Genomic DNA, 19,062 nt, shown 5'->3' with positions numbered 1-19,062 from the left:
CCCTACGGGCGTCCGGTGAGGACGAAGTTGACGTTGCCTCCGCGGACGCGGATGGCCTTACGGAGGATCTGGAGCAGCAGCTCATCGACGTGGCTCCCGGACGACCGCAGCTCCAACACGATCGGTTGGCTCGGCGCCGGCCCGGTCGCGGCTGCCGCTGTCCCGGCCGGCGCGCGGCGGGGTGCGGTGAGCATCGACGCCCACGGCGCCTGGCCAGCGCCGAGCTTCCGCCGGGTGTCCGGGTTGGACCACACGCGAGACCCCATGGGCAGCTCTGCCAGCTCGGGCCCCTGTTCGCCAACGAGCGTCAGACCGGAGCGGAGACCACCCGAGGCTGCGGCGCCGACGATCCCGCCGCTGGCCTTCTTCCCGAGGGCGCTCTTGATGGACTGCTCCATCACCTTGGCCAGCCGATCCATGGCTCTGGTGAGAAGTTTCTGCTGGACTTCAAGTGCCTTGACGTACCGCTCCTGCTGCTTGATCGCCTTGTCGTACACGGCGTCCGCCGCGGTCTTCCCAGCTGACCCGGCTGCGGCTTCGATCTGAGCCTGGGTGTCGTTGATCGTCTTGATCTCGGACGCGCTGGCCTGGAGCAGGGCGCCCGCGGTCTCCAGGCCGCCGCCGTCGATGCCCGCCTCGGCGACCTGCTGGATGATCGACTTCGAGAAGCCCTTCGCGCGGAGCTGCTTCAGGGCGCTCGCGAACGCGGTGACCTTGTCCTTGCTCATCCGCATGTTGGAGCGGATCGAGGACAGCGTCACCGTGCCCTCACCGGACGCGCCCTTGGTGATGTTCGCCGAGGAGATCAGGTTGCCCTTGACTGAACTGGCGAGCTGCGACGAGGCGTTCTTCAAGTCGCTGAGCTTGTCCTTGGCCTTGTCCAGCGATGCCGTGACGGTGGTCAGCTTCTTCTCGTAGCCGATCAGCGCCTTGCCGACCGAGTTCAACTGCTTGAGCAGGCGGGTCTCGGTCTTCCCGGAGAACGCCGCCTTGATTCGGCTCGCGGCTTCGTTCAGGGACGACACCAGCGCGTTCACGTCCGTCGCGCCGCCGAGGCTCTTCTCGAACGGGGTCCGCTGGTAGCCCGCCAGCCGACCGAACGCGGAGATCCCGAAGCTGCCGGACAGCGCCCGCCTCGCGTCGAGCTGGGCCTGGTCGATCTTCGGCTTTGTCTTGCCGCCCTTGGCGAAGTGAGCGACGGGGAGACGGCCCTCGTTGAGGGCGTCGAGGAACTTCACACCGTACTTCCGCACCGAGTCCGCTTTGATCACATATTCGGTGTTCGAGATGTTGGCCGGTGCCCCTGAGGGGAAGGTAGCGAAGATGCTGTCCGAGGTGCCGGTCCCGGGCCCCTGCACGTAGCCGCCGTTGGGGAAGTGCTGGATTGCCCCGCCACTCGCATACCGTGGCACCGGTCCGCCTGTGGCGATGTCCGGGCGATGGGCGGCGGGAACCTTCTCACCGGGGCGGCCGATGGATTGGAAGTAGACGCGCTTGTACGTGTTCACGTAGGTGTTGGCGGACTTGCCGTCCAGGGCGCCGATTGCGCTGCTTACACTGCCGATCCCGCGTAGCGCCCCACCAGTCGCCGCTGTGACCGACACGCGGCCGTCCTTCAAATGGGTGACCTTGTACCCGAACGCCTCCAAGACCTTCTCGGCCGCACCGGACAGCGTCTGAAGCGTCACCTTCTTCGAGCCCGGAGACCGCTTCACCGCAGCGTTGAACGCTTCGAGGCCCGCGCGCGCGTCCTCGGTGTCCATCCGGACCTTGGCCTTCTTGTCCGGAATCTTCAGAATCTGGTCCGCGAGCTGCCGTGCCTGCTCCTTGTTGAGGCCCATCGCCTCAGCCGACCTGATCAGCTCCGAGCGACCCCGGGAGTAGATCCCGTTGACCGTCTCCCAACTCGCCCCCGACTCCCGAGCGCTCGCTGCCGCTCCGTCCGTCTTGTCCGCGAGATCCTGAAGCGCCGACGCCGCCGCGCGGGCCTTCTCCGAGTTCAGGTCCAGCACGCCGTGCGTCATGCTCAGGGCGCCCGCGTTGTCCTTCGCCGCCTGCGCCGCCGCGTCGACGGCGGCCTCGAACCCGATCATCCCGCCCAAGCCCGCGCGCTGCACGTCGTTCAAGGCCTGGAGGGCGCCACGCAACCCGTCCGCCGACGCCTTCTGCGCGTCGAGCTTCGCTGCCGTCGCCTGCGCCTGCGCGCCGAACAGGCCCTGCGACTCGGCGGTGAGCTTGGCCTCAAGCGCCTGGTCGGCGAGCGCGGAGCGGTAGTCGTCCAGCTTCCCCTTCAGCTCCTTCGAGCTGAGGCCCTGCTTCTCCATCGCCTTCGCGATATCGGTGACCGCCGCCGCCGCGAGGTCCGCCTTGCCGCCCTTGACCATGTTGGCCAGGGCCTTGTCGACCGCGTCCAAGTCCTCCTTCGCCTTCTTCACCGGCGTGGAGTCCATGCCGATCAGCGACGTGAGGAATTGCTGGACACCCTCCATGTTCGACGGCCGGGCCAGCGTCCGCAGACTCTCGCCGAGCCCGGACAGATCCTTGCCGAACGCACGCGCGGCCTCGCCGCTCACCTTGCCGGTGTCGGCCAGTTTCCCCAAGCTCGTGGTGAGCTTGTCAATGTCCGGCGGCGCCGCCTTCCCTGCTTCCGACAGACTCGACAGAGCGATCACCAGCAGGCCGATCCCCGTACCGATCAGCGCGACCTTCGCCGACCTGGACAGGGCCCCGAACGCAGCGGACAGCGACGCCAGCGGACCGGTCGCGCCGGCCGCCGCCGTCCGCATCGCCCCGATCGCAGCGGCCACGCTCGACAGGCCACCCAACGCCGCCATACCAGCCGCGGCCATCTTCACGGCCTTCAGTGCGACTGCGAACTGAAGGAACGTCGACAACACCCCAGGTGGGATCGCGCTGACGAGCTTCGCGACCGCGTTCACGAAGCCGAGCATGCTCAGGCCAGTGTCCGACGCTGCGGTCACCACGTGCACCAGCGCCTCGGACAGGTGCAGCAGCGTGTCCCCAACTTGCGGGCCGGCCTTGCGGACGTAATCCATGAACTCGGACAGCTTGCCCGAGCCACCGCCGCCCTCGGACATCGTCCGCATGAAGTGGACCAAGCTGTCGTTTGCCTTGGACAGGGCGCCCGTCGCGAACGACGAGAACGACTCCATGAACTTGGAGAACGCGCCGGACTGCACGCCGCCACCGAGGATGGTCATGAACCGGTCCAACTCGCCCGCGGCGCCCTTCACCGCCGGGGTCAGCTTCGGCAGCAGCGCGCCGGCGACCGCGAGCCCCTTCGTGAAGACGGGCATCGTGTCGCCGGCCAGGCTCTTAGACCACTGCTTGTACTGGTCCGTCAGCACGGTGAGGGAGGCGGCTGCCCGCCGGGAGGCCGGGTCCATGCCCTTGAGCTGGTCCAGGTAGGCGGCCTCGGCCTGCGTGGCCTGCTTCGACGCGGGCCCGTGCTTCTTCACCGCCTCGTCGTACTTCTTCTGCGCGTCCGCCGCGTCCTTCACCGCCACCAGCTGGCCCGCGATCGCGAGCCCGAACGCGCCGACAGCGGCGCCGGCCGCGCCCACGTTCGCGATGATCGGGACCGTGGCGGCGGCGATCGGGAGCAGCGCTGGGACAAGCATGAGCGCCGCGGTCTTGAGCTGGTCCAGGCCCTGGCTGCTGCCGCTGAAAGTGGCGGTCAGGCGCCCGTTGTTGCCGCGGAGCTGTCCCATCGTGCCGGTGAGACGGCGCATGCTGCCGTCCAGCTCGTCCGTGTCCCGACGCAGTGTCCGGGACCGGTCCGACATCGCGGTCATGCGGGTGTCGGCGTTTCGGGCTGCGGTGTTCAGCGACCGCAGCGCGCGGGCGGCATCCTGCGCGCTGTCCTTCAAGGCGCGAAGAGCGATGGACGCGGCGGTTGCCCGCTCGGTCAGCCCGTCCAGACCGCGGCCGGCGTCTCGGGCCTGGTCGCGGAGTTGGTCGAGGGAGCGGTTGACAGCCGCGAGGCCGGTGGCGGTGTTGTTCGCGACCCGCACCCGGATCTCGATGTCGTTACCCAAGGCCGTCCCCTCCCTCCAGCTCGTGCTCGGGCGTGCCGAGCCTCTCGATCTCGATCAGTTGCAGCAGCTCGGAGTCCTCTGCGAGCAGCGCACTGGGTAGGCAGTGGAACCGCTCACAGAGGCCGAGGATCAGGCGGGCACGCTGGTATTCGGCTGGGGGGCCGACAGTGTTTCCATGGGAATCGATGCCACCGGGGACGGCTCGCCAGAGGGCGAGTTGCTGTCCAAAGGGGACGCCTCGTCCACCTTGCCGCCGAGGCAGTCGATCCACTCCTTGGCGAGCGACAGCGCGAGGTCGTTGTCGATGGAGAACAGGCCCTCGCGGGTGCAGGGGACTGGGGTGCCGTCCTCGGTCTCCAGGTTCCAGGAGACGAGAGCGTCGCCGAACGCCTCCAGCTGCTTGACGAGGTAGTTCGTCTCGCCGTCCTCGTCGGTCTCGGCGAAGCCGACGAGGTGGAGGTACTCGCCGAGGTTCTTGCCGCGCGCGTACGCGAGCGGGTAGTCGGCGTCCTGGCCGTACACCTTGTGGCCCTTGAGGGAGACCTCGATCTTGCGGACGGTTTTGCGGTAGCCCATGTTCATCTCTCCTGGTGCGGGCAGATCCCGCCGTTGATCTGTCGACCAAAATTGCAGTTGTGGCAGAGCACCCGGAACCCAGCCGGATAGTTGTGGCGCTTGAGCCAGGTGTAGAAGCCGCCGCCGCCGGTCTCCCGGTGGTGTTGATGGCCACCGCCGTTTATGTGGTCGAGGGCAAGAAACTGGGTGATCGTCTCGCCGCAGCAGACGCAAGCCGGTACGTCTCCGCCATACGCGCGGAGCGCCGCCGCGCGTTGCTTCCGGTGCGCCCTCTGCCGACGCTCGCTCAGCGTGGCCTCGCGGCACTCCGGCGAGCAGTACCGACGCTGCTCCATCGAGCCGACGAACTCTGCCCCACACCGGGCACACGGCTTTGTGACTGCTGGACGGCACGCGGCACAGTGCGTGCGACCGGCCGAGTGCCGAGTGAAGGACTTCCCGCACCCTTGGCATTGACCTGCCGCCATGCCCTTGTTCCGGCACTGCATGCACTGATTCCGGTAGCCGCCCGTGTCGTTGCGCCGAGCAAACGCCGACAGCAGCTTCGTTTCCTTGCAGTCCCGGCAGACCTTCAAGCCCTCGGGGGCCGTGAGACCGAGGCACGCGTCGCAGCGTCCGCAGTTCCTGCATGGCTTGTCGTGCTCCTTCCTCGGCTTCGGTGGCTTCCGCTGTGCGGCTGTCTGTGCGGGACGGCATTCGGCACACCAGGCGTGCGCCTTGCCGCAGGACTTGACGGTGAACTTGCCGGACGCTGCTCCGCCCATGACCTGGCCTCCAAGTGCCGATGACTTGGACAGTCTATCGAGCAACTAGCAGACTGGGACGTGGACTTGGAGCTATGCCCAGGTCGGTACCGAACCGTCCGCGAGGGACAGGGGGACGGAGAACGTCAGCTCGCCGCTGTCGGAGCGGGTGAGCTGGTAGTCGGTCGGGAGCATCTCCATGGCGAGGGTGACGCCGTTGACGGTCTGCGTGACCGTGCGGGCCACCGAGGTGGACGGGACGGTCTTGAAGACGTCGTGGCTCTGGTTCGCCGCGGCGTTGAAGACGCCGTTCAGCGTGACGCTGCCGTCGGCGAGGAGCAGCAGCCGCTCGTTCGCGGACTTGTCGACGCCGGTGATGTCCTGCACGCCGCGCGGCGTGGACATCTGCCAGTTGGTGATGTCGTTCTTGATCGCGCGGGCGGTGCCGGACGCGTCGTCCACGGACAGCGTCGTCTGCCCGAGACCGGAAGCCTTGGCCATGGCTCAGTTCCCTTCTGTTGCGGTGCTGGCCCCGGCGGGCAGCTCCTGGACCCACTTGGCTTCGCGCTCGCGGTTGACCGCGAGGGAGCCGAACATCTTGCGGACGCCGTCGGCGCCCACCCAGCCCTTGTGGAAGTGCGTGGGCCGGGTGATCGAGTAGTCGGCGGCGATGAGCTTGACCTCGTGCGTTGTCTCCCCACCGTCGACCAGCGCATACAGGCGGTCGCTCGGAGCTGAGATGAGGATGGTGAAGCTTGACGGTCCGAGCACGCGGTTCGTCCACGGCTCGTCATCGGGGACCTCGTGGACTGCGAACGGGGTATGGAACTCGACAGGGCCGACCTCGTCGGTGTGGTCGGTGCCGTCCACGATCACGCGCGCGTCAGCCGCGTTGGCCATGCTGTCACCCCTTCGCGATCTCGTCGGCGATGGTCTGCTGGTGCGTGGCGAAGTCGTCCAGCCAGTTGTCCGGGCTCACGTGCACCCGGGCTTTCGTGCCGCGCGGGTTGCCGCGCCAGTCCCCGTCCCGGACCACGTACAGCGGCGGCCGGTCCAGCCGTACCCGGTGCTCCGACGCCGCGAAGCACGGCTGGCCGGCGGGGAACACGAGGTAGCTCTCGCCGTCGGTGACCTGCTGCACGGTGTACTGCCGGCCCGAGTGGGTGGCCGCGTGCAGCAGGTCAGGGGTGAGGTTCTCGATCCTGGTCCGCCAACCGTTGAGGTAGTGGGGGCACTGGGTTTCTGCGCAGGTGCCGCGCCTGAAGTGCGTGCCAACTGGGGCCACGACCGAGTACGTCTTGTACGCGGCTGGGTCCATGAGCGGGGCCACCCGGTTCAGGTGGCGGACGTTAGAAGCTGACATTAGCCACCTCGTTTTTGATCACGTTGACGGAGAAGGTCACCGAGGTGAAGCCGCCGGTGGTCACCGTGGTTGCCCGCAGGTACCGGCGGAGCGTCGCCGTGTTGCCCAGCGCGATCCGCTCGGACGCCGGGGCTGCGGTCACCTGGGTAAAGGCGAACGACGCGACGTCGGCGAAGGTGCTGTTGTCGGCACTGTCCTGGATCTTGATGGTGACGTCCGTGCCGGTGAACGCGGTCACGTGCAGGTACGCCTGACCGCCGAACGAGGCGCTGGCCACGGTGTCGATGCTCGTGCCCGTCGTGGCTGCCGTGTCCGTCCGTACGCCTGCGGTGAGTTGCCGGCCCCACTCGATGCCGTAGCCGTTGGACTGCGCCGACACGGAGAAGGTCAGCATCCCGTCGTCGCCCCTGGTGGGGTCGTAGTTCGTCTGCTTGGCAACGAGGGACGCGGCCGGGTCGCCCAGGGTGGTGCCCCGGCAGTACGTCATGATGACGTCGGTGCGGGGCAGGGCTGACAGCTTCTCGTGCGTGGCGCCGGTGATGGCCACGGAGTTGAAGAACGTGGTCATCTCGAACTGGCCCGACCTGAGACCGCCCTGCCGCTCGTACGCAGACGACCGGATGCTGGTCATGTTCAGCAGGGCTGGCCCGCCGCCGATGTTGCCGAGGGCCTGGATGTCGCCCGAGGCGTCGTAGCCCGCGATGTACAGGTTGTCTCCCAACCCGCCTGTCTTGGCCACTACGCGGCCTCCTCCCATAGGTCGTTGACGATGCAGGGCAGCCAGATCGTCATGACCCGCTGCAACGCCCCGTCCTGGGGCAGGTAGCCGGCGCGCACGTCCAGGGACTGGCCGTAGGTGCCGAAGATGTCCACGCTGCGGACAAGGCCGCCGAGCGTGAAGTCCCCGCAGTACGCGGTGCAGAGGGCGTCGACGGCGGCGACCATGGCGGGGTCGATCGCGTCGAGCGGCAGCTGCTGCGCGCTGGTGTACAGGCGGACGTTGAGGACGACGAGCGCGGTCACCGAGTCCAGGCCGGACGAGCGGACCGGTGTGACCCGGTCGACCCACACCCCGGCCGTGAGGCCGCCGGACGGGGCCGGGCTGGTCGGCTCGTGCCCGTTGACCTGCTCGAAGTAGCCGCTGGCGGAGGCGTGGGAGATCGCCGCGTCGAGGATGCCGGTGATGTCGAGAGTCACCCGTCAGCCCCCCATCTCAGGCAGGTGCCGGCGCACCGCAGTCTCAGCGATCTGCGGGCCTCGCGCGGCCACCACGCCCTTGGTGCGGCGCCAGTGCCAGTAGCCGGGGAACCGGGTCACGGGGCTGTTACGGGAGCCGACGCCCTCCAGCCACGGCCCGTACACCACGCCCTGGTCGTGAACGAGGGCCACCTCGCTGCTGACGCGGGTGGTGGTGACGCGGGATTCGTAGTAGCCGGTGGGGTTCCGGAAGCTGGCGCGCATCAGGCCGAGCGCGTGCTCCTGCGCGAAGTCGGCGACGTCGTCGCGGGCATCCGTGCAGGCGTCCTCGATGGCACGCTCGGCGCGGCCGTCGAAGAGGGGGCCACGGAAGTCGATGTCGATGGCCACGTCACACGCTCCTCATCCGGGCCTTGCGGCCGACCGCGTCGTACACGGCCTGCCGTAGCGTCGTGAGGGCGCTGTGGTCCCGGTTTCGCTCCCCCGTCTCGCCCGCCCGGAGCGCCCGCGTGTATCCCGACGTCTCGGAGGTGAGCCGGCCGATCGCCTCCGCGATGACCAAGTCCCGGACCAGGCCGGGCGGGTCCCAGCGCACGACGGATGAGCCGTTGGCGTGGGTAGCCGCGGTGGTACCGAGCGCCCCGCGGGCCACGGCGAGGGAGCGGGAGGCGTAGATGTCGGTGCCGGCCGGGTGCGCGGCGAGGACGGACCCGTCCCAGCCGCGCCTCACGGTCAGCGTGCTCCCGGCGATGTCCACGATGAGCACGCGCTCGGACTCGATCAGCAGCACCTCATCGACCGCGAAGCCGGAGCCGTCGGCCACGGTGAGGGCCACGTTGTTCTGCTGCGCGGTCAGTCCGCTGCCGCCGAGCGTCTGCCCGGTGGCGGCCATCGTCCGGCCTGTGACGAGCATCCGCTCCGAGTCGACTCTGATCACGGAGCCGACGCCGAGGACCGCGGCGGCCGGCCCGTCCACGGCCACCGTCGTCGCGGTAGTGGAGGAGACGGCGCCGGTCAGCGTGCCCGCGGTGGTTTCGTCGTTGCGGTAGCCCCAGAGGCCGGTGATGGTGATGTCCCGCTGGTGGGTGCTGCCGCCGCCCCAGGCCACGCTGGTGCCGATGTTGATCTCGACGCGGTTGTACGGCGGTCCGGACCGGTTCGGCTCCAGCAGCACGTCGTCCAAGGGGATGGTCACGCCACCGGAAGAGACGGAGGTGAGAGAGATCAGCTCCGAGTCGTCCAGCCACAGCCGCCACGACGGCCGGTACTGCGACTCTGGCCAGTCGAAGTACCGGGTGCCCTGCTCGGGGTAGAAGCGCCTGTGGCACAGGTGCTCGACGTCCCGGGACGCGGACTGGAGGGCGCGGTCGATCTGGGCGCTGCTCCTCGCCGTGGGCTTGCTGTCCATGGCGCGCTGCACGTTCTCACGGGTCGCGTACACCGGCTGCTGGGTCATCTCTCACCTCCTCTCTGTGGTCGTGCGGGTGGTCAGTCGGTGCGCTCGGGCCAGTGCCAGGTGCCGCCTTCGCGGCCGACCTCGGACTGCATGACTTTCCGGTCGAAGAACACGCCCGTGGGGTTCAGCACCGCGAGGCCGATGGGCACCGCGATGTTGTGCCTGTCCTCCTCGGATACGCCTTCGGGCCACTCGCCAACCTCGGTGATGACGGCCGCCCGGCACTGCGAGGTGTACTCGCCGCCTGGGGTGCCGTAGCTGACGTAGTGGACGACGCGGCCCACGCTCGGTGTCACGCGTCGCCCTCCTCGTCAGCGGAGTCGGTCGCCGACGTACCGGCCTCCGGGCCGCCACCCGTCGAACGGGCAGAAGAGCTGTCCGTCCGGGCCCGTCCGGAGCGGCTCCCCGTCTTGCGGGCACGCGACGGGGTCGGCTTCTCGCTCGGCTCGGGCGAGGGCTGCTCCTTCGCGGAGGATGTCGATGAGCTGCTCCCAGCTGATACGTCCTCACCCCTCTCCTCGGTGTGCACGTCGGACGGGCCGCCGTGTACGGTGACCTTCGCCATGTCGTCCTCGCTTCCGTCCTCGACTCGGACCCGGCAGCCGCACTGCGGGCATCGGGGGGCGCCGACCGCATACCGTGCGGTGCAGTCGGCGCACGTCCACACCGCCACGATCAGGCCCCGGTCGCCGGCAGGTTCGCCGGGGCCCGCTGGGCGAGCAGGTCGCGGGTGAGCGCGTTCACCGTGCCGGCGCCGGTCGAGGTGAGCTTCACGTACTTGTAGCCGTCCGACAGCGACGTGCCCTCGACCTCGCAGACCATGGCGTTCTGCGTTGCCGCCGCCGCGGTGGTGATGGTCGCCGCAGCGGCCTGCGTCCTGCGGGTCCACGCGTCCGAGCCGTCACCGGTGTTGGTGTGGTACTCGGTGACGATCGCGAGGTTCTGTGCGCCGGTGCCGCTGCTGTCCTTGGCTTCCTGGAGGGTGTACGTGTCGCCGACCGCGCCCGCGAGGTAGCAGGAGAAGGTGACGCCGGCCGCGGCGCCCTTGAGGGCGATCCACTTGCCGTCGGCGGCGGGGGTGCTGTTGATGAGCCGGCCGAGTGCCTTCTGAGACATCGGGTTTCCTTTCGTCTGGTGAGCGGGTCCGGGGCGACACTGCCGGCCCGGTGGAAGCCGGCGGCGGGGTGTGAATGCCGCCGCCGACCGCGGGGGGTTAGTTCAGCTCGACGAACGGGCTGAGTGTGGAGGTGGAGCCGTTGGCCGGGGTGATCGGGGACTGGATCCACGGCCTGCCGTCGACCCTCTGGATGATCCTGAAGGTCGTTTTGTCCGTGCCGAAGTTGTAGTCCGTCGAGCTGTCGGCGGTCATGACCTGCCGGTCGCCGACGAGGTAGTACGACAGGTCGACGAAGGCGAGGTCGCCGCGGGAGCCGAGCGTGGAGCCCCTCTCCGTGATGATCAGCGGCCGGCCGAAGATGCTCATCGGCATGCCGGCCGCGGCGTTGACGACGAACACCGAATTGCCGCCGGTGCCGACGGTGAGGGAAAGCTGGAGGAGCTGCGGCAGCGCGTCGGGGGCGCACATCCACACGGCGTTGGACAGCGACGAGGGCAGCATGCGGGCGTACATCCCGATGACGTCCACGTACTGGATCTTGTTGCTGTTCGCGCGGGTCACGGTGACCGCGGCCGGGTTACCGGCGCCGCGGAAGCCGAGGGGCTCACCGGTGCCGGAGCCGGACTGGAAGGCGTTGTCCTCGCTGAAGGCGAGGGCCTGCGGCCACAGCGTCTCGATCAGCGCGCTGAAGGAGACGATGGAGTCCTGGAGCAGCTCGTTCGGGACCGCGGAGAGGCCCGTGAGCTTCTTCGCGTCCAGCTCGACCCGCCCGAACGACGGGTTCGAGTCCTTGAGCGCGGCGCCTTCCTCGCCCCAGTAGGCGACCATGCCGCCGAACACCGACCCGGCGTTGGTGGTGGTGTCGATCATCGGGAACGGGACCCGGGCCGACTCCATCGGGACCACCGTGGCCAGCGGGCGCACGACCGCCTTCTCCAGCGCGAGCTGGAGGAGCTGCGAGCGCAGGGTCTCGGGGACCAGGAAGCCACCGTCGGCGGGGCTGACGGAGCCCGCGGCGTTGCGCAGCGCGGCCAGCTTGTCCGCGTCCGCGTGCGCGTTCTTGTGCCAGATGTTCTGGACGTAGTCGATCGAGTTCTCGAAGTGCTTGTCCACGATCGCGCCGGGGGCGGCCTTGTTGTAGGCCGTGCCCTGCCGGTGGGAGGTGAGCATGCCGCCGCGCTTGGCCTGCGGGTCGAGGTCGAGCCGCTTGATCGCCTGGGCGGCGTCCTTGGTGGTGGCGTCGGCGCCGTTGTCGCGGAGCATCGCCGCGAACTGCTGCTGCACCTGCTCGGCGATCTGCCGGTTGAGGTCGGTGCCCTCGCCCTGCTGCCGGTTGGCGTACTCGGTGATGAACTTCGTCAGGTCCTCCGGGGAGGCGACGACGTCCTTCGCCTTGGCCGGGTCGCTGAGCATTTCCGCCAGCTCGGCGGCATTGCTCGGGATGGTGGGTGTTGCCACTGCTGCCTCCTTCAGGCTGCTTCCGTCGCCGAGCTGGCCGCCGACGTGCTGTTGATGAGATGGGCCACGGCTGCGGCCCACGGGTCAGATGGGGGCTGGACGAGGTGCGCCACTGCGGCGGCCCACTCGTCCACGGGTTCGGCCGCGGGCGCCTCCGGGGCCGCCTCGGCCGGCGTGACGGCGGGTTCGCTGGCCGTGACCTCGTCGGCCGACTCGGCCGCGGTGGTGGCCTCGGTGGGCGGGACGACCGCGGCAGCGAGCTGCGCGGCCACCTCCTCGCCGACGAGCGTGCGGATGTCCTCGGTGAGCGTCGCGGTCGGCGCGGGCTCGGCCGGGCGCGGGCCCTGGTAGCCGTAGGCGGCGAGGTCCCAGGCGCGGGCCATGTCCGGCTCGGGCTCGGCGGGTTCCGTCGGGGCGCCGGCCTTCGGGGTCTGTACGGCTTCGTCGGCGAGGCCGGCGGCGACGGCGTCCTCGGGGAGGTACCAGGTCTCGGCCTTCATCCGGGCCCGCCATTCGTCGCGGGTGCCGCCCGCCTTGGCCGCGTAGGCGTCGGCGATGTTGTCGCTGATGAGGTCGAGGAGTTCGGCCATCTCCTCCATGTCGGAGGCGTTGCCCATGCACACGCCGGACGCGTCGTGGATCATCATCATCGTGTTCGGGGCCATCTCGATCCGGTCCCCGGCCATCGCGATGACGGAGGCGATGCTCGCGGCGATCCCGTCGACCTGCACCGTGACCTGAGCCGGGTGGCTCCTCAAGGCGTTGGCGATGGCCACGCCTTCGAACACGCTGCCGCCGGGGCTGTTGACCCGGACCCGCATACGCGGCGCCGTGATGCCCCGCAGGTCGGCGATCAGTTCATCGGCCGTCGACCCGAACCAGCCGCCGATCTCGTCGTAGAGCATGACCTCGGCCTCGTCTGGGTCCGCGGCGTTGGTGATGCGGTACCAGGAGCGGGCCTCGACCCCGAGTTGCGCGCGCTGCTTCTCGGCGTGCTCGCGCTGGCGGGCGACGAAACCGGGGAGGTTCGCGGGAAGGGTGATCATTCGTCGTCCCTCGTCTTCCGTCGCTTCACGACCTTGCAGCGGCAGTCGTTGCCGTACTCCGCGCCCACGCAGTGGATGTAGCCGGACCCGCCCGGGTAGTCCTTGTACGCGGCGGCACGGTTGCGATAGAGCCGGCCGTCCTGCTCGGCGCATGGGCCGCAGACATCGTCGTCGTGCTCGGTGACGACCTCCCAGCGCATCGCCGCCTCGATCTCAGTACCGAGCAAGCCAGCAACCGCGTCATCCCACGCGGCCACCGGAGCGGCTGGCGTGGGCGCGGTCGGGCGGCCGGCGAACGGGATCTCGGGGAGGCCGACGGCGGACAGGACGCCGGCCGGGTCGAAGCCCTCGCGAACCAGGACGGCAGCAGCAGCCGAGCGGGCGGTGAGCTGCTGGGCCTCGATCTCCGGGTCCGGCGGGGTGGGGGGTTCGTAGTCCCACTCCAGGCCCTGCGCGGTCGGCCCGTACATGGGCAGCAGCTCAAAGTTGAGCGCCGCCTTGATCCGCTCCAGCCGCGGGATGGTCTGCTGCTCCGCGAACCACGCCTTGGCCGCCAGCGCGGAGGCGCGGTTGATGTCCTCGAAATCACCGATCGCCGATTTGGAAATGCCGTAGGCCTCGCGGATCCGGTCGGCGGTGGCGCCGCGCAACTCCACGAACTGCATGTCTCGCTGGCTGATGGTGCGGTCGACCCACTTGCCGTGTTCGAGGATGGCCACACGGTGCGCGTTGCCGACGCCGCGGTGCTGCTCGTTCCACCGGTCCCGCAACTCGCCGAACTGGTCGTCCGACAGAGCCTGTGGAACCTCGATGATGCCGCCCGGCTGAGCCGAGTTGACGAAGAACGCCCGCGACCACTCCGAGGCGTACCGGCTGGTGTCCAGGTCCGGGAGGATCGACAGCACCGGGCTGAGACCGCGGTACGGGTCCAGCGGGTTCGGCCGGCGGAGCTGGATGACTTCGTCCAGGCCGAGGGGGATCTGCTCGCCGTCGGGGCTGGTGTAGAAGTAGCCCTTCAGGAACGTCTCGCGGTCGGGGACCGGGGTCATGCGGTCGGGGCGGACGGGCCACATCTCCAGCGGCAGGGTGACGCCGGGCCGGCGGGCGATGACCCACCAGGCTTCGCCGGTGAGGTCGAAGTGCTGCTGCTGGGTCTCTACGAACTCCTGCCGCGGCATGAACGGGTTGGGCCTGTTCCACAGGTCGAGCGCCGCGTGCGAGGTGACCTCGGTCCGGTCTTCCTTCCGACCGGACTTGGCCTTGCGGTACAGCTTCCAGTCGACCAGGGCGGTCGCATTCGAGGTGCGGTCCACGATGGCGAAGAGCGTGCCGACTGCGGACATCGCGCGCATCTGGCCTTCGGCGGTGCGGCTGGAGCCAAACAGGCCGCCGTAGCTGGCGGAGCGGGAGGCGAAGGGGACCGGGGTCTGAGCTGCGACGCTGCTGGTCTTGTTGAGGAGCGCGCCGAGGAGGGTCCGTGCCAACGCCCCTCCTTCGCCTACTCGGTTCCGAACCACCGCCAGTTCAGGACGAAGCAGCCAACTCCTGCTGCGGCCAGGCCAGCGATCAGGTTCCACACCATGGCGGAACCCGACAATAGGATGATCCCAGCCGTGTCAAGCAAGAACGGCGCCAACTTCCGCCACAGCAGAGCCCACCTGCGGAATCGCTCGTTTCGACTGGTCACAGCCACCTCACCCTTGTTCGGGCTCCGTTGTAGAACGCCAACAAGAGCGCGTCTGCGTTGTCGGGGCTGCGCCCCAGTCGTTTCCGGATCTCGTCCTTCGGCTCCACGAAGATCCGGCCCTGCGCGTCGACCTCCCACAACGGCTCCAACAGCTGAGCCACGGTGGTGTCGGCGTTGTCCATCGCGGACAGGTCCCAGCCCTGCCGTTCGGACAGGCCGCGCGCGATCTCCCACCAGATCTCGGCGCGGAGGTTCTTGAACTTGTCCGGCTGGGACGACTTCTCACCCACGTTGACGCCGACGATCCGCGCCCGGTGCTTGCCCTGCGACGCGAGGTTCCGTAGCTCGCCGATCACACCGAAGCCCACGCCGATGGAGTCGACCTTCACCGCCTCGGCGCCGGACTCCTCGATCGCCCGGAGCACGAGCGGGGCGATCTTCTCCGGGCGGTCCGTATGTGCCCGCCATTCCCGGCCCGCGCGCCGGCCACGGCGCTCCCGGATGACGGTCTCGTCCCCGCCACCGCCGACGTCAACCCCAAGCTCCACCGGTTCCAGGTCGGCGGCAGCGGGCCTCTCCTCTGAGGCGATGCGGCACTTGGCGATGTCCGAGGCGCGGACGACCTTGTTCGGGGCATCCTCGCTGAACTCCCCCAAGACCTTGCTCTTGTAGAGGGGGTTGTCCTCGCCCCACTCGGTGGCTTTCTCCTCTACCCAGCCGCGGGAGACGAGGGCCTGCGCCACGTCGTCCGGGACCTGCTCGCCGGTGAGGTTGGGTGACTCGAACGCTGAGATCCCGATGACGTGCCAACCGCTGCCGGGCTGGCAGACCTTCCGGAAGTGGCTCGCGGGGTTGTCGGGGTTGCCGATCGCGAGGATGCGGCAGTCCGTGTTGGTCGTCAGCGCGTCCGCCGCCACCCACAGCTGGCCGGGGATACCGCACGCCTCATCCAGGATGACGAGGACGTAGCGGGCGTGGATGCCCTGGAAGGCGGACTCGTCGTGGTCGGCGGGCTTCCGGCCGAACGCCACCAACTCGTCTTCCATGTGCCATTCGGTCTGGTTGACGCGGCCGGCGAGCTTGCCGCGGCGGTGTACGCGGCGGATGTATCGCCAGAGGATGGCGCGGACCTGGGCGAAGGTGGGCGCGCTGGTGACGACGAAGGCCTCGCCTGGGGGGTGGGTGTCGAGCCACCAGGAGGCGACCAGTGATGCGGTGTGGGATTTGCCGACGCCGTGGCAGGAGCGGACGGCGGTGCGCCGGTTGTCGCGGACGCTGAGCATGATCTCGCGCTGCTTCGACCAGACGACCTGACCGAGGCGTTCCTCGACCCAGCCGGTCGGGTTGTTCTGGTACAAGCGCGTCCGCTGCTTGAGGTTCCGGCGGTCGACCTTCGACTGGAGCTGATCCCGGATGGCCTTGAGCGCCTTCGTGTCGCCGGCGCGCACCAGCTGCTGTATCTGCTGGTGGATCTCCTCACGCGTCGGTGTCGTCACCGTCGTCCTCGCTGGTGGCGGCGTCGAGGAGCCGGCCGATCTCGCGGCCGAGTTGTTCGGCGTCGACGGAGACGCGGGAGGGGGCGTCGAGGCCGAGGAGTTTCCGGAAGCTCTCGCGGGTGCGGAGGGCGCGGTCGACGGCCTTGAGTTTCATCTCGACGTCGGTGAGGGGCGCGCCGGTGTCGTCCTTGACGATCCGGCCGTGGGAGACGACGGGGTGATCGGTTTGCAGGATGTCGAGGACTTGGTCGTACATCGCTTCGAGGCGCTGTACTTCGAGGTTGATGAGGTCTTGGCCGGGGCCTGCGCAGGCGTCGCGGATGGCGCGGCGGACGGCGTGGATGGCGCCGGATTTGTCGATGCCGAGTTCGTCGGCGATCTGCTGGTAGGTCCAGCCTTCGGCGCGGAGTTCGGCGGCGTGGGCGTCGCGGCGGGCTTGGTTGATGGTGCGGGCGTAGCGGCCGTGGCCGTCGCGGGTTTTGTGGGGGTCGTCGTTGGCGGTCACGGGCCCCTCCTCGTGTGGTTATACGTATAACGGTTGGCGTGGTTTGATGGTAGGTGATGCGTGCAACCGGGGTGGCGGCTGAGGGCGCGCGCAGGACGAAGGCCCCGCACCGGTGGCGTGTGCGGGGCCTTCAGTTCGCCCGGGGTCAGGCGTCGCGAGTGACGGTGGCGTGCTCCCACACCCAGCCATCCAGCTCGTCGGAGTCTCCGGGGTTCACGAGGAGGCGGCCTGCCTTGTCGCGGACGATGTGCCGGACCCGGACGGGTCGGCTCTTTTCGGTGTGGACGATGTCGCCCACCTGGAAGTTGTCGGCGGGGATGTACATCTCGGTCATGGGGTTCGTCCTGTCGTGTCGGGCGGTCAGGTGGAGGGCTTGACGACGGCGAGCAGGGCGCGGAGCTGGTCCGTGGTCACCTCGGGTCGGATCTGGTACTTCACGTCGATCCCTGCCGCCGACAACTTCATGAACAGGGCGTCGCGCTGCTTCATCTCGTCGTACTGCTCTGGCGTGTACAGGTGCTCGCGGGCGCCGTACTGGCTGTCCTCTGCGCCGGTGTCCCTGTGGAACCGCTGGCTGTACTCGCGGCCATGGAGGTTGACGTACACGTACTTCCGGCCGACCCGGGAGACGGTGACGGGCTCGTCACTGCGGTACTTGTTGCCGGTGACGAGGATCAGCGGGTCGCCGACCTTGACGTCAGTGAGTCCGGTAGCGGCCATGGCAGGCTCCTTTCGCGTCGAAGGTCAGAGGCCAAGGCGGGCGGCGAGTGCGCGGAGGTCGCCCATCGTGAGGCCGGTGACGACTCCGCCGCCGTAGATGTTCCGGGTGGCCTCCACCATCAGGCGGGCGTCGTCCTCGTGCTCGTAGACGGCGAGCACGTGCGCGAGCGCCTCCTCTGGGGTCGACGGCTCCGGGTGCTCGTTGATGAACGCGTAGGTCTCACGGGTCCGACGGATCACGACAGGGGTCCTTTCGCGGCGGTGGGTTGAAGGTATGGCGGGGGTCAAGCGGCGAGGGTGAGTCGAGCGGCGGCGGTGCGGGGCGGTCAGTCCTCGTCGTCGTAGTCCCAGGTGATGCCGCGCTCGTGCTCCGCAACGTGGGTGGTCTGGCCGTCGTCCCACTGGATGGCCTTGATGTCGCCGTACCGGCCGCCGCTGGCGGTGACGGTTCCGCCGATCGTCTGGGTGCCGTCGTCGGTGAGGTAGCCGTAGATGCGGGCGTTGATCATGATGGTTCTCCTGCGGCTCGTGGTTGGCGGTAGGTCAGGCGGCGAGAGCGAGTCGGGTGCAGGCGGCCTTGTACTCGGCACGGCGGGGCCGGTACACGGTGGCGATGCGGGCGACCTCGGCCGGGGTGAACCTGCGGCACTGGCGGGCGCGGCCGTGGGTGTAACTGACGGAGGGGGTGCCTGTGATGCCGGCCTTGACCGCGTTCTTGCGGAGGGAGCCAGCGACGCTGCGGGCTTCGCGGACGGGGAGGCCGGCGGCGATGCAGTGGGTGGCGAGGGTGCCGGTGCCGGTGCGGCGGATCTTCGCGGCGGCGCGGTGGGTGCGGGCGCGGGCCGCGAGGGTGGCGCGGCGGGTGCGGTTGGCGGCGATCATCTCAGGTCCCCCTACAGTGTTGCGCTTCTCTGTTGCGATACACGTTAGCGCTTCATCGCTGGGCAGCGCAAGGGGGTTGCGCTACTCTGTATCGCATGGACCCGATGACCAATCTCGACAAGGCCACGGCCCGCTACCGAGAGACCGAAGCCGCCCACAATGCAGCCCGAGACGCGGCGGTCGAGGCAGTGGTGAACGCCCTGGAGGCAGGCGAGCGCCCGACCGACGTCACCGCCCGGTCCCCGTTCACTGCCGCCTACGTCCGGCGTATCGCCCGTGACAACGGCATCGAGCCCGCACGGCCCGGACCGAAGAAGACGAGGACCGCATGAACGCACGGGACAGGCTGCTCGCCTATCTACGCCAGGCCGGGCTGAGCACGGCGCGCGCCGAGGCCAACCTCGACGCCTTCGCGCACGAGCTGGCCGAACAGCAGCGGTACGCGCACAACGAGGTGGGCGGCGGCTGCGACCTCGGCGTCTGTCACGGTGACGAGCTGCCGGACCTCATCGACCCTCAGACCAGCGAGGGCCCGGTGCGCCCGGACGAGGAGCCCACGTGAGCGCGGATCTCGATCCGCGGTGGGACTGGGTTGAGATCACGACGGTCGGCTACGGAACGGAGTACCTGCGGGGCGCCTGCCGCCACCTCACCCCTACCGAGGTCCGCAGCACCGTCACCGACGAGTTGCTCGCGTACCTCTGCCCGGACTGCGACGCACAGTTGCCCGCATGACGAAGGCCCCGCCCGGGATCCGG

25 protein-coding genes are annotated in these 19,062 nt (G+C 69.1%); 3 read left to right on the top strand and 22 right to left on the bottom strand.

Annotated elements, in window-relative coordinates; translation table 11 throughout:
* Window positions 1-2 precede the first annotated feature (2 nt).
* The 22 genes from SCK26_RS35025 to SCK26_RS34920 form a co-directional block, all read right to left on the bottom strand.
* Window positions 3-4,058, bottom strand: a complete 4,056-nt coding sequence (locus tag SCK26_RS35025; protein ID WP_318205397.1) for a phage tail protein — start codon at window positions 4,056-4,058, stop codon at window positions 3-5.
* Between the two features lie 129 nt (window positions 4,059-4,187).
* Complete coding sequence (locus SCK26_RS35020) at window positions 4,188-4,634, bottom strand: hypothetical protein (RefSeq protein WP_318205396.1); 447 nt, start codon at window positions 4,632-4,634, stop codon at window positions 4,188-4,190.
* 2 nt (window positions 4,635-4,636) lie between these two features.
* The gene (locus SCK26_RS35015; protein ID WP_318205395.1) at window positions 4,637-4,969 is read right to left on the bottom strand and encodes a hypothetical protein; all 333 of its coding nucleotides are present in this window, start codon (window positions 4,967-4,969) and stop codon (window positions 4,637-4,639) included.
* Between the two features lie 501 nt (window positions 4,970-5,470).
* Complete coding sequence (locus SCK26_RS35010; RefSeq protein WP_318205394.1) at window positions 5,471-5,878, bottom strand: hypothetical protein; 408 nt, start codon at window positions 5,876-5,878, stop codon at window positions 5,471-5,473.
* Window positions 5,879-5,881: 3 nt separating this feature from the next.
* Complete coding sequence (locus SCK26_RS35005) at window positions 5,882-6,277, bottom strand: hypothetical protein (RefSeq protein ID WP_318205393.1); 396 nt, start codon at window positions 6,275-6,277, stop codon at window positions 5,882-5,884.
* 4 nt (window positions 6,278-6,281) lie between these two features.
* Window positions 6,282-6,695: a hypothetical protein gene (locus tag SCK26_RS35000; protein ID WP_318205392.1), complete on the bottom strand. Its 414-nt coding sequence runs from the start codon at window positions 6,693-6,695 to the stop codon at window positions 6,282-6,284.
* Between the two features lie 31 nt (window positions 6,696-6,726).
* On the bottom strand, window positions 6,727-7,479 hold the full coding sequence (locus SCK26_RS34995; RefSeq protein ID WP_318205391.1) for a hypothetical protein: 753 nt from the start codon (window positions 7,477-7,479) through the stop codon (window positions 6,727-6,729).
* A complete protein-coding gene (locus SCK26_RS34990; protein WP_318205390.1) occupies window positions 7,479-7,937 on the bottom strand; it encodes a hypothetical protein in 459 nt (152 codons plus the stop codon). The genes SCK26_RS34995 and SCK26_RS34990 overlap by 1 nt, the downstream gene beginning before the upstream one ends.
* A 3-nt stretch (window positions 7,938-7,940) precedes the next feature.
* Window positions 7,941-8,327, bottom strand: coding sequence for a hypothetical protein (locus tag SCK26_RS34985; protein WP_318205389.1), 387 nt, complete (start codon window positions 8,325-8,327; stop codon window positions 7,941-7,943).
* A gap of 1 nt (window position 8,328) precedes the next feature.
* The gene (locus tag SCK26_RS34980) at window positions 8,329-9,393 is read right to left on the bottom strand and encodes a hypothetical protein (RefSeq protein ID WP_318205388.1); all 1,065 of its coding nucleotides are present in this window, start codon (window positions 9,391-9,393) and stop codon (window positions 8,329-8,331) included.
* Window positions 9,394-9,425: 32 nt separating this feature from the next.
* Complete coding sequence (locus tag SCK26_RS34975) at window positions 9,426-9,689, bottom strand: hypothetical protein (RefSeq protein ID WP_318205387.1); 264 nt, start codon at window positions 9,687-9,689, stop codon at window positions 9,426-9,428.
* Between the two features lie 379 nt (window positions 9,690-10,068).
* The gene (locus SCK26_RS34970) at window positions 10,069-10,509 is read right to left on the bottom strand and encodes a hypothetical protein (RefSeq protein WP_318205386.1); all 441 of its coding nucleotides are present in this window, start codon (window positions 10,507-10,509) and stop codon (window positions 10,069-10,071) included.
* A 97-nt stretch (window positions 10,510-10,606) separates the two neighbouring features.
* Entirely contained in the window at window positions 10,607-11,968 is a 1,362-nt protein-coding gene (locus SCK26_RS34965; protein WP_318205385.1) for a phage major capsid protein, read from the bottom strand.
* Between the two features lie 11 nt (window positions 11,969-11,979).
* On the bottom strand, window positions 11,980-13,014 hold the full coding sequence (locus SCK26_RS34960; RefSeq protein ID WP_318205384.1) for a head maturation protease, ClpP-related: 1,035 nt from the start codon (window positions 13,012-13,014) through the stop codon (window positions 11,980-11,982).
* Window positions 13,011-14,498, bottom strand: a complete 1,488-nt coding sequence (locus SCK26_RS34955) for a phage portal protein (protein ID WP_318205383.1) — start codon at window positions 14,496-14,498, stop codon at window positions 13,011-13,013. The genes SCK26_RS34960 and SCK26_RS34955 overlap by 4 nt, the downstream gene beginning before the upstream one ends.
* A gap of 199 nt (window positions 14,499-14,697) precedes the next feature.
* Window positions 14,698-16,197: a hypothetical protein gene (locus SCK26_RS34950; protein ID WP_318205382.1), complete on the bottom strand. Its 1,500-nt coding sequence runs from the start codon at window positions 16,195-16,197 to the stop codon at window positions 14,698-14,700.
* On the bottom strand, window positions 16,178-16,702 hold the full coding sequence (locus tag SCK26_RS34945) for a hypothetical protein (protein ID WP_318205381.1): 525 nt from the start codon (window positions 16,700-16,702) through the stop codon (window positions 16,178-16,180). Before SCK26_RS34945 ends, SCK26_RS34950 begins: the two co-directional genes overlap by 20 nt.
* Window positions 16,703-16,847: 145 nt before the next feature.
* Complete coding sequence (locus SCK26_RS34940; protein ID WP_318205380.1) at window positions 16,848-17,036, bottom strand: hypothetical protein; 189 nt, start codon at window positions 17,034-17,036, stop codon at window positions 16,848-16,850.
* A gap of 26 nt (window positions 17,037-17,062) precedes the next feature.
* Window positions 17,063-17,422 carry a hypothetical protein gene (locus tag SCK26_RS34935; RefSeq protein WP_318205379.1) on the bottom strand — a complete coding sequence of 120 codons (360 nt, stop codon included), beginning with the start codon at window positions 17,420-17,422 and terminating at the stop codon, window positions 17,063-17,065.
* 24 nt (window positions 17,423-17,446) lie between these two features.
* A complete protein-coding gene (locus SCK26_RS34930) occupies window positions 17,447-17,662 on the bottom strand; it encodes a hypothetical protein (RefSeq protein ID WP_318205378.1) in 216 nt (71 codons plus the stop codon).
* An 86-nt stretch (window positions 17,663-17,748) separates the two neighbouring features.
* Entirely contained in the window at window positions 17,749-17,931 is a 183-nt protein-coding gene (locus tag SCK26_RS34925) for a hypothetical protein (protein ID WP_318205377.1), read from the bottom strand.
* A 34-nt stretch (window positions 17,932-17,965) separates the two neighbouring features.
* Complete coding sequence (locus tag SCK26_RS34920) at window positions 17,966-18,304, bottom strand: hypothetical protein (protein ID WP_318205376.1); 339 nt, start codon at window positions 18,302-18,304, stop codon at window positions 17,966-17,968.
* A 95-nt stretch (window positions 18,305-18,399) separates the two neighbouring features.
* On the opposite strand from SCK26_RS34920, the gene SCK26_RS34915 reads away from it, so the two are divergent.
* Genes SCK26_RS34915 through SCK26_RS34905 form a run of 3 tightly spaced genes read left to right on the top strand, consistent with a single transcriptional unit; the run spans window position 18,400 to window position 19,039 of the window.
* Entirely contained in the window at window positions 18,400-18,636 is a 237-nt protein-coding gene (locus SCK26_RS34915) for a hypothetical protein (protein ID WP_318205375.1), read from the top strand.
* Window positions 18,633-18,866: a hypothetical protein gene (locus SCK26_RS34910; RefSeq protein ID WP_318205374.1), complete on the top strand. Its 234-nt coding sequence runs from the start codon at window positions 18,633-18,635 to the stop codon at window positions 18,864-18,866. Before SCK26_RS34915 ends, SCK26_RS34910 begins: the two co-directional genes overlap by 4 nt.
* On the top strand, window positions 18,863-19,039 hold the full coding sequence (locus SCK26_RS34905) for a hypothetical protein (RefSeq protein ID WP_318205373.1): 177 nt from the start codon (window positions 18,863-18,865) through the stop codon (window positions 19,037-19,039). The genes SCK26_RS34910 and SCK26_RS34905 overlap by 4 nt, the downstream gene beginning before the upstream one ends.
* Window positions 19,040-19,062: the final 23 nt, after the last annotated feature.

This window comes from Streptomyces sp. SCL15-4 (assembly GCF_033366695.1).
GTDB lineage: Bacteria > Actinomycetota > Actinomycetes > Streptomycetales > Streptomycetaceae > Streptomyces.
Note: the sequence above shows the minus strand (reverse complement) of the source record. Positions and strands in the feature narration are given on the sequence as shown.

Excerpts from the sequence above, each read along its gene's own strand:
- SCK26_RS35015 (WP_318205395.1), bottom strand. The coding sequence starts at position 4,969 with ATGGAGCAGCGTCGGTACTGCTCGCCGGAGTGCCGCGAGGCCACGCTG.
- SCK26_RS34910 (WP_318205374.1), top strand. The coding sequence starts at position 18,633 with ATGAACGCACGGGACAGGCTGCTCGCCTATCTACGCCAGGCCGGGCTG.
- SCK26_RS35010 (WP_318205394.1), bottom strand. The coding sequence starts at position 5,878 with ATGGCCAAGGCTTCCGGTCTCGGGCAGACGACGCTGTCCGTGGACGAC.
- SCK26_RS34915 (WP_318205375.1), top strand. The coding sequence starts at position 18,400 with ATGGACCCGATGACCAATCTCGACAAGGCCACGGCCCGCTACCGAGAG.
- SCK26_RS34935 (WP_318205379.1), bottom strand. The coding sequence starts at position 17,422 with ATGGCCGCTACCGGACTCACTGACGTCAAGGTCGGCGACCCGCTGATC.
- SCK26_RS35020 (WP_318205396.1), bottom strand. The coding sequence starts at position 4,634 with ATGGGCTACCGCAAAACCGTCCGCAAGATCGAGGTCTCCCTCAAGGGC.
- SCK26_RS34925 (WP_318205377.1), bottom strand. The coding sequence starts at position 17,931 with ATGATCAACGCCCGCATCTACGGCTACCTCACCGACGACGGCACCCAG.
- SCK26_RS34980 (WP_318205388.1), bottom strand. The coding sequence starts at position 9,393 with ATGACCCAGCAGCCGGTGTACGCGACCCGTGAGAACGTGCAGCGCGCC.
- SCK26_RS34970 (WP_318205386.1), bottom strand. The coding sequence starts at position 10,509 with ATGTCTCAGAAGGCACTCGGCCGGCTCATCAACAGCACCCCCGCCGCC.
- SCK26_RS35000 (WP_318205392.1), bottom strand. The coding sequence starts at position 6,695 with ATGGACCCAGCCGCGTACAAGACGTACTCGGTCGTGGCCCCAGTTGGC.
- SCK26_RS34960 (WP_318205384.1), bottom strand. The coding sequence starts at position 13,014 with ATGATCACCCTTCCCGCGAACCTCCCCGGTTTCGTCGCCCGCCAGCGC.
- SCK26_RS35005 (WP_318205393.1), bottom strand. The coding sequence starts at position 6,277 with ATGGCCAACGCGGCTGACGCGCGCGTGATCGTGGACGGCACCGACCAC.
- SCK26_RS34940 (WP_318205380.1), bottom strand. The coding sequence starts at position 17,036 with ATGACCGAGATGTACATCCCCGCCGACAACTTCCAGGTGGGCGACATC.
- SCK26_RS34920 (WP_318205376.1), bottom strand. The coding sequence starts at position 18,304 with ATGATCGCCGCCAACCGCACCCGCCGCGCCACCCTCGCGGCCCGCGCC.